Source organism: Heliomarina sp., from assembly GCF_052826185.1.
Window position 1 is genome coordinate 31032 of sequence record NZ_JBRBUI010000016.1, and the last position, 12838, is coordinate 43869.

The following is a 12838-nucleotide window of genomic DNA, read 5'->3' on the forward strand; positions in this document are numbered from 1 at the left end:
GGGTCGCGAAAAACGTGTCGTGACCTGAGCGGCGGAATGGGGTAGAACCCCGACAAAGGACTGGCAGGAGAAGCGTCGTGCGGACAGCACTGGGGATCATTGTAGTGGCACTGGCGGTGTCGGGCTGCTCGCAGAAGGGTCTGATGAACCTGCGCTCGGACAGCTATGGGCCGGACGAATTCCTGATCCTGCCGAACAAGGAACTTGAGATTCCCGACAATCTGAACGCGCTGCCCGAACCGACTCCGGGCATGGGCAACCGGGTCGATCCCAATCCCAAGGCCGATGCGGTCGCCGCTCTCGGCGGCAATCCGGCGACGCTGGGCCAGACTGCCGTGCCCTCGGGCGATGGCGCGCTGATCGCGCAGGCCAACCGCTATGGCACCCCGGGTAGCATCCGGACCGAACTGGCCGCCGCCGACGCGGAATTCCGTCGCCGCCAGTCGCGCGGTACGCGTATCCGCCTGTTCCCCGTGGACCGCTATCAGCAGGCCTATCGCCGCGAAGCCATCGATCCGTTCGAGATGAACAGCCGGTATCGCGCGTCGGGCTACATGACGCCGACCGCGCCGCCGGTCGAGTAAGCCCGGGCGGATCATCACGATCCGACGAGAAAAGATTACAAAATCGCAAGGTGTCTTGAACCTTTCATCGCGATACACAGGTTCAGCCTACACCGCATGAAAGGACGTCCGAACATGTTGCGACATCTCGCGCCACTGGCTGCTGTCTTTGCGCTGGTTGCCCCTGCCTTTGGCGAAACCGCCGAAGAGCCGGTTACGACCTATACCCTTGATAACGGCATGGAAGTCGTCGTGGTCGAGGATCACCGCGCTCCCGTGGTGCAGCAGATGGTCTGGTACCGGGCCGGTTCCGCCGATGAAACGCGGGGCGTGTCCGGCGTGGCGCATTTTCTTGAGCACCTGCTGTTCAAGGCGACGGACAATCTGGAATCGGGCGAATTTTCCGAGGTTGTCGCGGCCAATGGCGGCGAGGACAACGCGTTTACCAGCTATGATTACACCGCCTATTACCAGCGCGTCGCCGCCGACCGGCTTGAGCTGATGATGGAGATGGAATCGGACCGGATGAAGAACCTCCGCCTGAGCGAGAGCGACATCCTGACCGAGCGTGACGTGATCCTTGAGGAACGCAACCAGCGGACTGACAACAACTCGCGCTCGCTTTTTGCCGAGCAGATGAACGCGGCGCAGTTTCTGAACCATCGCTACGGCACGCCGGTGATCGGCTGGCGGCACGAGATGGAGACCCTGTCGCTGGAGGACGCGCTGTCCTTTTATGGCACCTATTACTCGCCCAATAACGCGATCCTCGTGGTCTCGGGCGACGTGGTGCCCGAAGAGGTGCTGGCGCTGGCCAAGAAATACTATGGCGTGATCCCGGCGAACCCTGACCTGCCGGAGCGTATCCGAACGACCGAACCACCGCAGACCGCCGCGCGTCGGCTCACCTACAAGGATGCGCGGGTTGCGCAGCCCTATGTCTCGCGCTCGTACCTTGCGCCGGAACGTGACCCGGGCGATCAGGAACGCGCCGCCGCGCTGACCGTGCTGGCCGAGATGCTGGGCGGGGGGACGACGTCCTTCCTTGCCGAAAAACTGCAGTTCGATAACCCTACAGCGGTCTGGACCGGGGCGTTCTACAATGGCAAGTCGCTCGACAAGACAACATTCGACATGATCGTCGTGCCCAGCGACGGGGTCAGCCTGAGCGAGGCCGAGGCGGCTCTCGACGAGGCTCTCGCCGCCTTCATGGAGCGCGGCGTCGATATGGAGCAGCTTGAGCGGATCAAGATGCAGCTGCGCGCGTCGCAGATCTATGCCCGCGATAACGTGGATGGGATCGGCCAGCGCTACGGTAGCGCCCTTGCCATCGGGCTGACGGTGCAGGACGTGCAGGACTGGCCCGATGTGCTTCAGGCGGTGACGGCGGATGACATCATGCAGGCCGCGCGCGACCTGTTCCGCGAAGAATCCTCGGTCACCGGATGGTTGATGCGGGATACGGAGGTGACCCAATGAAACGTCTTTTTGTCTCGCTGATCCTGCTGATCGTCGCCGTCCCCGCATGGGCCGAGATCGACATTCAGAAAGTCACCTCGGAAAAAGGCATCACCGCCTGGCTGGTTGAGGAACATTCAATTCCTTTCACCGCGCTTGAGCTGCGCTTTCGCGGTGGTACCTCGCTGGATGAACCCGGCAAGCGCGGCGCGACGAACCTGATGGCGGCCCTGCTCGAAGAGGGCGCGGGCGATCTGGATGCGCGTGAGTTTGCCCGCCGCAAGGAAGAGCTCGCCGCCTCTTTCGGCTATGGCGCAAGCGACGATTCCGTATCCGTCTCGGCCAAGTTCCTGAGCGAGAACCGCGACGAGGCGCTTGCCCTGCTGCGCACCACGCTGATGGAGCCGCGTTTCGACGAGGATGCGCTGGAACGGGTGCGGGCTCAGGTCATTTCCGGGCTGATGTCAGACGCGAAAGATCCCAACACCATCGCCGGGAACGCCTTTTCCGAGATCGCCTTTGGCAACCACCCCTATGGCTCTTCCGGCGACGGAACAATCGAAACGGTCACGGCGCTGACCCGCGAGGATATTCAGACCGCTTTTGACAATGTCTTTGCGCTGGACCGGATCTATGTTTCGGCGGTCGGGGATATCACCCCCGAGGAACTGTCGGCGCTGCTGGACGAGCTTGTTGGCGATCTGCCGGAAACCGGTGCGCCGATGCCCGGCCCTGCGGATGTCGCCATTGAGGGCGGGAATACGGTGATCGATTTCGATACGCCGCAGTCGGTTGCGGTCTTTGGCCAGACCGGCATGGCGCGCGAGGATGACGATTTCTTTGCCGCCTATGTGATGAACCAGATCCTTGGCGCAGGCGGTTTCGAATCCCGGCTGATGACCGAGGTGCGCGAAAAGCGCGGTCTGACCTATGGCGTCTATTCCTACCTTTCGCCCAAGACATGGGGGCCGATCTATGTGGGCCGCGTGTCGTCGTCGAATGACCGCATCGCCGAGGCGGTGCAGGTGATCCGCGACGAATGGACCAAGCTGAAGGAAAAAGGCGTGACCCAGAAGGAACTGGACGACGCCAAGACCTATCTGACCGGCGCTTACCCGCTGCAATTCGACGGCAATGGCCAGATCGCCAGCATCCTCGTGAGTATGCAGGTGAACGGTTTGCCCATCGACTATGTCACGACCCGCAATGCCAAGATGGAAGCGGTGACGCTTGACGACGTGAACCGCGTGGCGCGCGAGTTCCTCGACCCCGAGAACCTGCATGTGGTGGTTGTCGGCAAGCCCGAGGGTATGGAAGCGACCGCCGGCAACTGACGTCGGCGGGGGCCGAAATGGCCCCCGACCTTATTCGCCGTAGGGCACCCAGATATTCTGGACCTCGGTGGATTGCGCAAGCCATTCGGCGCTGTCGTTCGCGTACCAGTCACGCGCTTTGCCGTCATTCACCCACGTACGCTTGAGATTGCCGGCGCTCGCCTTTTCGATAACCGCCGAGAGATCGGATGACGAAAAACTCCAGACCGCGTCAAGGTTCAGATGCGCCGCCATCGGGGCTGCCAGATCCTCATGCGCACCGGTGAGGATATTGACCACGCCGCCCGGCACGTCCGAAGTATCGAGTATCTGGTAGAAATCGGTCGCGGCCAGCGGGTAAGGTTCGCTCGCGGCCAGTACAACACGGTTGCCCATCGCAATCGCCGGGGCCATCACCGAAACAAGGCCGAGCAAGGGTGACTCGTCCGGGCAAAGCGCGCCGATCAGGCCCACCGGTTGCTTCATCGCCAGCGCCACGCCCCGGATCGGCACCCCGTGCACCTGCCCGTCATACTTGTCGGCCCATGCCGCATAGGTGAACAGCCGCTGGATCGAGGCCTCGACTTCCTTCTCGCCACGGCGTCCCGGCATCATCGCGTCAATGCGGGCGGCGAATTCCGCGGCACGCGCCGACAGGTTCTCGGCGATGTAATAGAGGATCTGCGCCCGCAGATGGCCCGTGGTCTTTGCCCATCCGGCCGCCCCGGCAGCGGCCTCGACCGCGTTGCGCACGTCCTTGCGGCTGCCCTGACCCACATGGCCGAGCAGCTTGCCCGACCGGTTGCGTACCGCCCGGGAATAGCCGGAATCGGGTCGCGCCTGCTTGCCGCCGATATACATCTTAGCGGTGCGGTCCAGTTCCTCACCCAGCCCGCCTTCGCCCTCGAATGGCGTCACATGTTTCAGCGCCGAAACCTTGCTTATGGATTTCGTGTAGGCCGCAAGCCCCTCCCAGCCCCCTTCGCGACCAAAGCCGCTTTCGCGCACGCCGCCGAATCCGGCGGCAGCGTCGAACAGGTTGGTGGCATTGACCCAGAGCACCCCGGCGGCCAGTTTCGGCGCGATGTCCAGCGCAAGGTTCAGGTTCTCGCTCCAGAGTGTCGCGGCCAGACCATAGCGTGTGTTATTGGCCAGCTGCACGGCCTCATCCGGCGTCCGAAAGGTGCAGGCGGCCAGAACCGGGCCGAAAATCTCTTCCTGCATCAGCGGGTCCGACGGGGCCAGCCCGGTGATAAGCGTTGGCGGGTAATAGCACCCGTTCTCCGGCACGTCGCCGGCCTGAAACACCTCGCCCGCCGTATTCGCGGCCACCATGTCGCGCACCCGGTGCAGCTGCACCGGATCGACCAGCGCTCCGACGTCGATGGACTTGTCCAGCGGATCGCCAATGCGCAGCTTTTCCATCCGCGCGCGCAGCTTTTCATAAAACCGCCCGGCGACGCTCTCCTGCACCAGCAGCCGCGATCCGGCACAGCAGACCTGCCCCTGATTGAACCAGATCGCATCGACCAGCCCTTCGACCGCGCTGTCGAGATCGGCGTCGTCGAACACGATATAGGGGCTCTTGCCGCCCAGCTCGAGCGTCAGCGCCTTGCCCGACCCGGCGGTAACCTCGCGAATGCGCCGCCCCACGGCGGTCGAACCGGTAAAGGCGATCTTGTCCACGTCCGAGCGCACGATCATCTCGCCCACACCGCCATCGCCGGTCACGATATTCACCACACCCTTGGGCAGCCCGGCCTGACGGCAGATATCGGCAAACAACAGCGCGGTAAGCGAAGTATATTCCGCCGGTTTCAATACCACCGTGTTGCCCATCGCCAGCGCGGGCGCGACCTTCCACGCCAGCATCAAAAGCGGGAAGTTCCACGGAACGATCTGCCCGCAGACCCCAAGGGCGGCGCGACCGGGCAGCGCCTCTTCCATCAGCTGCGCCATGCCCGCGTGGTAATAGAAATGCCGCTGCACCAGCGGCAGGTCGATATCGCGCGATTCCCGGATCGGTTTGCCGTTGTCCAGCGTCTCCAGTACCGCGAACAGCCGCGCATGTTTTTGCAACAGCCGCGCCAGCGCATAAAGATACCGCGCCCGCCCCGGACCGCCTATCTTCTCCCAGCCGAGCTGTGCCTTGCGCGCCGCTGCCACTGCCGTATCGACGTCGCCTTGCGTGGCCTGGCTGATCGTGGCGAGAACCTCGCCATTGGCCGGGTTGCGGCTCTCGAACCCGGCTCCGGGCGCGGTAAACGCGCCATCGATGAAATGGCCGAACCGGTCACCCTGATCCACCAGCCAGGCCAATGCCTCGGCGGCGCTTTCCGGCGCGGGGCCGTAATCCATACGCTCGAATCTTTCTTTAACGCTCATGGCTTCTTCTCGTCCCAAATACGGAAATTCCGACCTCTGCCCCAGGCGTCAGCCCATCGCATGGCGATACCCGGCGGAATAGGCGCCGCTCACATAGTGCTCCAGCTGCCGCTCGATATCGCCCAATAGCGAGGAGGCGCCAAAGCGGAACAGGTGCGGATCCAGCCAGTCGTCGCCCAGCTCTTCCTTGATCAACGACAGGTAGACCAGCGCATCCTTGGCCTTGGAGATCCCTCCCGCCGGTTTGTAGCCCACCTTAACGCCCGTGCGCTCCTGATAGTCGCGGATCGCGCGGATCATCACCAGCGACACCGGCAGGGTGGCGTTGACGCTTTCCTTGCCGGTCGAGGTTTTGATGAAATCCGCCCCCGCCATCATGCAGACCAGCGAGGCGCGGGTGACATTGCGCAAGGAACCCAGCTCGCCCGTGGCAAGAATCGCTTTCACATGGGCATCGCCGCAGCTCTCGCGAAAGGCGCGCATTTCGTCATAAAGCGCCTGCCAGTCGCCCGAAAGCACATGGCGGCGCGAAATCACGATGTCGATCTCGGCGGCCCCGGCTTTGACGCTTTCGCCGATCTCGGCAACACGCAGGTGAAAGGGCGACAGACCGGCGGGGAACCCGGTGCTGACAGCGGCGACCGGGATGCCGGTGCCGTGCAGCGCCTCGACCGCGGTTTCCACCATATCGTGATAAACGCAGACCGCGCCCACCGTGATCGGGTCCATGTCCATCGCCTCGAGCAGCGCGGGCGCGACCGGCTGGCGCGCCTTGGCACAAAGCCTGCGCACCCGTTCCGCGGTGTCATCGCCCGCCAGCGTCGTCAGGTCGATGCAGGTGATCGCCTTGAGCAGCCACGCGGCCTGATAGTCCTTCTTGACCGACCGTCGCCCCGGCAGCGTCGCGGCGCGCCGTTCGATGGCCGATGTATTGGCCTGCGCGGCCCGCACCCAGTCCATGTCGAGTGCCATGCCGGGATTGCGTTTTTCGGCGAGTTGCGGCAGATGCGCGGTGCTCTGCATCTCTTTGGTTTGCATCGATGGCTCTCGGCTAATTGCTTGGCTGAGAGTCGCATGTGCCCGACCCCTTGGCAAGCAGTCGGAGAGGCGGGATTTTGCGCAGGAAGATTCTTTTAGAATCGCGGGTCGCCATGCTAGGTGTGGTGGTATGCAAAGCACGAACCCCAATATCAGCGAGATTCGCCCGGTCATCCGCCAGCTCGACGAAAGCGCGATCAATCGTATCGCCGCTGGTGAGGTTGTGGAGCGCCCCGCCTCTGCCGTCAAGGAACTGGTGGAAAACGCGGTCGACGCGGGGGCGCGGCGCATCACCGTCGATATCGCCGATGGCGGTAAGACGCTGATCCGGGTGACCGATGACGGCTGCGGTATCGCGCCCGATGATCTGCCGCTGGCGCTGGCCCGGCACGCGACCTCGAAAATCGACGGCTCGGACTTGTTGAACATCCACACCTTTGGCTTCCGGGGCGAGGCGCTGCCCTCGCTGGGGGCGGTCGGGCGGCTGTCGATCACCTCGCGCGCGTCGGGCCACGAGGCCGCGACGATCCGCGTATCCGGCAACCGGATGGAGCCGGTGAAGCCCGCCGCGCTGCGCGCGGGCACCGTGGTCGAGCTGCGCGACCTGTTCTATGCCACGCCCGCCCGTCTGAAGTTCATGCGCACCGACCGCGCCGAGACGCAGGCGATCACCGATGTGATCAAGCGGCTCGCGATGGCCGAACCGGCGATCAGCATCAACCTGAACGAGGTTTCGGATGGCAAGGAGGGGCGCAGCCTGTTTCGCTCGGATGCCGAGACGGGCGATCTGTTCGATGCGCTGCAGGGGCGGCTTGCCGGGGTTCTGGGCCGGGAATTCGCCGAGAACGCTCTGAAAATCGACGCGGAGCGCGAGGGGCTGCGGCTGTTCGGCTATGCTGCGCTGCCCACCTATTCGCGCGGCGCGGCGGTGGCGCAGTTCCTTTTCGTCAATGGCCGTCCAGTGCGCGACAAAATGCTCTACGGTGCACTGCGGGCGGCCTATTTCGATTTCCTCAGCCGCGACCGTCACCCGGCGGCGGCGCTGTTCATCGATTGCGATCCGATGCTGGTCGATGTGAACGTGCACCCGGCGAAATCCGAGGTACGTTTCCGCGATCCCGGTCTGGCGCGGGGGCTGATCGTTTCGGGTCTGCGCCATGCGCTGGCGAATGCCGGGCATCGAGCGTCCTCGACTGTCGCCTCGGCAACTTTGGGCGCGATGCGTCCCGAACCGGCCCCTGCCAACGGAGGCGCGCGCATCTACCAGATGGACAGGCCCTCGCTTGGGGCGCGCGGGGCGTCCTATGCGGCGCAGGCCCCGGCTCCAGCTCCGGCACCGGAACGGGGTTTCGCTGATCTGCGCGAAAGCTACAGCGCGCGGGTGGTCGAGCCTGAACCGGTGGAGACCGAAGAGCCGATCGAGGCGCGTCCGCTGGGCGCGGCGCGTGGGCAGGTGCATGAAAACTACATCATCGCCCAGACCGAAAACGGCATGGTCATCGTTGATCAGCACGCGGCGCATGAACGTCTGGTCTATGAAAAGCTGAAACGTCAGATGGCTGAAAACGGCGTTGCGGCCCAGGCGTTGCTGATCCCCGAGATTGTCGAAATGTCCGAGGGCGATTGCGCGCGGCTGATGGAAATTGCCGACGATCTGACGCGGATGGGGCTGACCATCGAACCCTTTGGCGGCGGTGCGGTTGCCGTGCGTGAAACCCCGGCGATCCTTGGCGAGGTCAATGCCGAGGCGATGTTGAAGGACATTCTGGATGAGCTGGACGATGTCGGCTCCTCTCAGATGGTGCAGGCGAAAATTGAGGCGATCCTGAGCCGCGTGGCCTGCCATGGTTCGATCCGTTCGGGCCGCCGGATGCGCGCCGAAGAGATGAACGCGTTGCTGCGCGAGATGGAGGCGACGCCCCATTCCGGACAGTGCAACCATGGTCGGCCGACTTATGTGGAACTAAAGCTGGCGGATATCGAACGGCTGTTCGGGCGAACCTGATGGAGAGCCTCGACGCGGTGATCGCCACGCTGAAACAACAGGACCCAGCCGTGCTGGCCGCCGGGGTCTTCGCGCTGCTGCTGCTGATGCTTCTGATCTTTGCGATCCGCGCCTCGGGCCGGGCGGCGGCGGCTGTCGTGCCGCTGTCGCGCCAGATGGCGGCGCTGGGGCAATCGGTGCAACAGCTTGGTCAGGGACAGGACCAGCTGCGCGGTGGTTTGCAGATGGTGTCGGACACGCAGGCCAATGCGCAGACGCAGGTGATCCAGACGATGGAGGCCCGGCTGGCTTCGGTCCAGCAGCAGATGAACGACCGGTTGGCCGAGAACGCAATGCGCTCGGCCCGGTCGCTGGCGGAAATGCAGGAGCGGATGCAGGAAAGCCTGCACGGCAATTCCAAGCGCACGGCGACGTCACTGACGCAGTTGCAGGAGCGGCTTGCGACGATCGACAAGGCGCAGGACAATATCACCAAGCTGTCGGGCGATGTGCTGAGCCTTCAGGATATCCTGTCGAACAAGCAGACGCGCGGGGCCTTCGGCGAAATCCAGCTGAACGATATTGTCTCCAAGGCGCTGCCCGCTGACAGCTATCGCTTGCAGGCAACGCTGTCGAACGGGCGGCGGGCCGATTGCCTGATCCACCTGCCGAACCCGCCGGGACCGATCGTGATCGACAGCAAGTTCCCGCTGGAAGCTTATGAGGCACTCCGGCGGGCCGAGAACCCGCAGCAGGTCAAGGAAGCGCAGCAATTACTACGGAATACGGTGCGCAACCACATCAAGGCGATATCCGAGCGATACATCCTTGAAGGTGAGACCGCAGACGGGGCGCTGATGTTCCTCCCGTCCGAGGCCGTCTATGCCGAGCTGCACGCGAATTTCGCGGAACTGGTACGGGAAGGCTTTGCGGCGCGGGTCTGGATCGTATCCCCGACCACGTGCATGGCCACGCTCAACACGATGCGGGCAATCCTAAAGGACGCGCGGATGCGCGAACAGGCGGGCGCGATCCGCCGGGAACTGGGCCTGCTGCACAAGGATGTGGACCGGCTGGGAGAACGGGTCGGCAATCTTGACCGCCATTTCGCACAGGCGGCCAAGGACGTGTCGGAAATCCGCATCAGCGCCGAAAAAGCCGGTCGCCGGGCGCAACGTCTGGATAATTTCGATTTCGAAGAGGTCGAGCAGGACGCGGGCAATATCGTGCCGCTGGGCCAGCTCGACCGCTAAGGCTCAGATCCGCAGGAACGGCTGAAGCATCCGGGGGATGATACCCTTGAATTTCAGCGGCGCATCGGTGACGGCAAGGCAGATGCAATCCTCGGAAATATCCGCGACCGGCGTATGGGTCACATCCTGATCGGCGGTTTCCACGTCGCCGGGACCGAAACTGTCATATTCGTCCGAAAAGGCGCCCTTGAGCACCATGGTTAGCTCGGTTCCGTTGTGGCTGTGATCCGGCACGGCGGCGCCTGCAGGAATATAGAGCAGCCGCGCGGTGGCCCCTTTTGCGGTGGGCAGGATCGCCTGCTTGACGCCCATCCCGACCGGGCGCCATTTAACTGCGGCCAGATCGCCGCCGACGTAATCCTGCAGCGGCGCGGGAAGAACGTCATCCTTGCGGCGGGCGGCACGGCTTTCCTGCGCCGGGGCAAGGTCGATGGTGGCGAAAATCGCCTCGATTGCGTCGGGGGACATGGCGACCTGTGGCACATCCGGCAGGCCGCTGCCTTCGAGGATGGCACCGCCGACCGCGTCGAAAGATTCAAGCTGCGCCCGGCAGGTGTCGCAGAGCGAAACATGGGTGGCGACCATCAGAGAAAACGCCTCGTTCAGAAGGCCGGCGGAATAGGCGATCAGGAGGTCGTCGCTCAGGTGATGTTTTATCTTGTCTGTCATGGTTTCAATCACTTCATGGCGTGGCGCAAGCGATCCAGCGCCAGACGAATACGGGATTTGATCGTGCCAAGCGGCAGGCCGGTTTCGGCGGCAATCTCGCTATGCGAGAGATCGCCGAAATAGGCGCGTTCGATCAGTTCTTTCTGTGCGTCAGGCAGATCGGTGATCGCCTGCCGCAGCTTTTCACTTTCCTCCTGAAGGGACAGGACGTCTTCCTGTGTCGGTTCCGCTTCGGGGCCCCAAGTGAGCTCTTCGGGTTCCGGACGGCGCTGGCGGCGCAGTATGTCGATCCGGCGGTTCCGTGCGATGGTAAAAATCCATGTCGCAACGGACGCGCGGGAGGGGTCGAACATATGCGCCTTGCGCCAGAGCGTCGTCATCACGTCCTGAGCGCATTCCTCTGCCAGCGTGGCGTCGGCCCCCGATTTCATGAGAAACGCTTTGACCCTTGGCGCAAAGTGCTGGAACACGCGGGCGAAAGCCGCCCGGTCCTGATGGTCGCGGATGCGGGCGATCAGCATGACCCAGTCCGGCGCTTCGGGGTCGGTCTTTGGCGCAGAACTGGCGTTCTTCCTCTTCAATGCACGGTTTCCCACAGACAACGGATGCACCACGCGGAAGGCCGGCATCGGGACCGGCACGCGCAGCGCGCTGCTTTCAGAATTATGTTCTCGTACATTCAGCATAGTCCTGTTACGCCGCTTTTGAAGGTTTGGATCACGGGGCAGAGAATTTTTTTCACCTTTGTGACGAAGGGCCATGTGGCTTGCAGGTGCCTGATCAACAAAAATTTCTTTCTTTTACATCCAAATGCATCCGGGCGTCGTAAGCCCTATGACGCAGTGCTTTGGAGCAATACTGAATATGCCGTTTGAGACTGGTGCCGGTGCACCCAAGAGAGTAGCCGTAATCGGTGCAGGAATTTCCGGGATGGGTGCCGCCTATGAGCTGGCCAAGTCCCATGCGGTTACGCTGTTCGAGGCCGAACCGCGATTGGGTGGACATGCCCGGACGGTGATGGCCGGGCGCAATGGCGATCAGCCGGTCGATACCGGGTTCATCGTTTTCAACAAGGTGAATTACCCGCGCCTTGTTTCCCTGTTCGAAGAGCTGGACGTGCCGATCACCAAAAGCAAGATGAGCTTTGGAGTGTCGATCAACGACGGCGCGCTGGAATATGCGCTGACCACGCTTGACACGCTTTACGCCCAGCGCCGCAATTTCCTGAAACCGGCTTTTCAGCGGATGGTGCGCGATATCGTCCGGTTCAATAGCACCGCGCTTGAAGTGTCGGAAGATCGCAGCCTGAGCGCCGGCGACCTGCTCGACGTGCTCAAGATGGGTCCGTGGTTCCGTTCCTATTACCTCGAGCCGTTTTCGGGTGCGATCTGGTCGACGCCCAAGGACAAGATCCTTGATTTTCCGGCATGGGCGATGATGCGGTTTTTCGACAATCACAACCTGCTGAGCGCCTCCGGCCAGCACCAGTGGTACACGGTTCAGGGCGGCTCGGTCGCCTATGTGTCGCGGCTTGAAGCCGGAATGCGCCGCAAAGGAGTCGACCTGCGCCCGGGTACGCCAGTGCAGTCCGTGCGCCGGCATCCCGCCGGCGTCGAGATCAAGGCTTGGGGCGGCGAATGGGAGGTCTTTGACGAGGTGATCTTTGCAACCCATTCGGATGACAGCCTGCGCCTGCTTTCCGATCCGACCCAGCAGGAAGCCGCGATCCTTGGTGCGGTGGCCTATCAGCCGAACGAGATCACCCTGCACGCGGATGACAGCGTCATGCCAAAACGGCGCAAGGTCTGGTCCAGCTGGAACTATAGCGAAAGCGCGCGCTGCCCGTCGGACAATATCGATCTGACCTACTGGATGAATTCGCTTCAGCCTATCCCGAAAGACGATCCGCATTTCGTGACGCTGAACACCCGGCGTCCGATCCGCGAAGACCTGATCTATGACAGCGTGACACTGCGCCATCCGGTTTACGATGCGGCCGCTCTGGAAGCTCAGGCAGCTCTTAAAAAGGTGAACGGCTCGAACAATACATGGTTCTGCGGGGCCTGGGTCAAGAACGGGTTCCACGAGGATGGATTGTCGAGCGCGATGGATGTGGTGGCGGGATTGACCAAGATCAACGCCATGCGCATTGCGGCGGAATAGGAGCGTTCCTGC

Annotated in this window: 10 protein-coding genes; 6 read left to right on the plus strand and 4 right to left on the minus strand. The window is 62.9% G+C overall.

Annotation, left to right across the window (positions count from 1 at the left end; all coding sequences use genetic code 11):
• Positions 1–77 precede the first annotated feature (77 nt).
• The 3 genes from ACU0FH_RS03470 (at position 78) to ACU0FH_RS03480 (ending at position 3355) form a co-directional block, all read left to right on the plus strand.
• The gene (locus ACU0FH_RS03470; RefSeq protein ID WP_238371895.1) at positions 78–584 is read left to right on the plus strand and encodes a DUF3035 domain-containing protein; all 507 of its coding nucleotides are present in this window, start codon (positions 78–80) and stop codon (positions 582–584) included.
• Between the two features lie 114 nt (positions 585–698).
• Entirely contained in the window at positions 699–2042 is a 1344-nt protein-coding gene (locus tag ACU0FH_RS03475; protein ID WP_446193364.1) for a M16 family metallopeptidase, read from the plus strand.
• A complete protein-coding gene (locus tag ACU0FH_RS03480) occupies positions 2039–3355 on the plus strand; it encodes a M16 family metallopeptidase (protein ID WP_446193365.1) in 1317 nt (438 codons plus the stop codon). The genes ACU0FH_RS03475 and ACU0FH_RS03480 overlap by 4 nt, the downstream gene beginning before the upstream one ends.
• 30 nt (positions 3356–3385) lie before the next feature.
• Here ACU0FH_RS03480 and ACU0FH_RS03485 read toward each other — a convergent pair whose 3' ends face one another.
• Entirely contained in the window at positions 3386–5719 is a 2334-nt protein-coding gene (locus ACU0FH_RS03485; RefSeq protein WP_446193366.1) for an aldehyde dehydrogenase family protein, read from the minus strand.
• A gap of 48 nt (positions 5720–5767) precedes the next feature.
• Positions 5768–6757 carry a deoxyribose-phosphate aldolase gene (gene deoC / locus ACU0FH_RS03490; RefSeq protein WP_446193367.1) on the minus strand — a complete coding sequence of 330 codons (990 nt, stop codon included), beginning with the start codon at positions 6755–6757 and terminating at the stop codon, positions 5768–5770.
• A gap of 130 nt (positions 6758–6887) precedes the next feature.
• Between deoC and mutL the strand changes: the two genes are divergently transcribed.
• Positions 6888–8762 carry a DNA mismatch repair endonuclease MutL gene (gene mutL / locus ACU0FH_RS03495; RefSeq protein ID WP_446193368.1) on the plus strand — a complete coding sequence of 625 codons (1875 nt, stop codon included), beginning with the start codon at positions 6888–6890 and terminating at the stop codon, positions 8760–8762.
• Positions 8762–9994: a DNA recombination protein RmuC gene (locus ACU0FH_RS03500; RefSeq protein ID WP_446193369.1), complete on the plus strand. Its 1233-nt coding sequence runs from the start codon at positions 8762–8764 to the stop codon at positions 9992–9994. The genes mutL and ACU0FH_RS03500 overlap by 1 nt, the downstream gene beginning before the upstream one ends.
• Positions 9995–9997: 3 nt before the next feature.
• Here the strand turns inward: ACU0FH_RS03500 and ACU0FH_RS03505 are convergent, their stop codons facing one another.
• Positions 9998–10663 (minus strand): ChrR family anti-sigma-E factor, encoded by a 666-nt coding sequence (locus ACU0FH_RS03505; protein WP_446193370.1) that lies wholly within the window; start codon positions 10661–10663, stop codon positions 9998–10000.
• Between the two features lie 8 nt (positions 10664–10671).
• Positions 10672–11184: a sigma-70 family RNA polymerase sigma factor gene (locus tag ACU0FH_RS03510; protein WP_446193675.1), complete on the minus strand. Its 513-nt coding sequence runs from the start codon at positions 11182–11184 to the stop codon at positions 10672–10674.
• 343 nt (positions 11185–11527) lie between these two features.
• Between ACU0FH_RS03510 and ACU0FH_RS03515 the strand changes: the two genes are divergently transcribed.
• Positions 11528–12826, plus strand: coding sequence for an NAD(P)/FAD-dependent oxidoreductase (locus ACU0FH_RS03515; RefSeq protein WP_446193371.1), 1299 nt, complete (start codon positions 11528–11530; stop codon positions 12824–12826).
• Positions 12827–12838 lie beyond the last annotated feature (12 nt).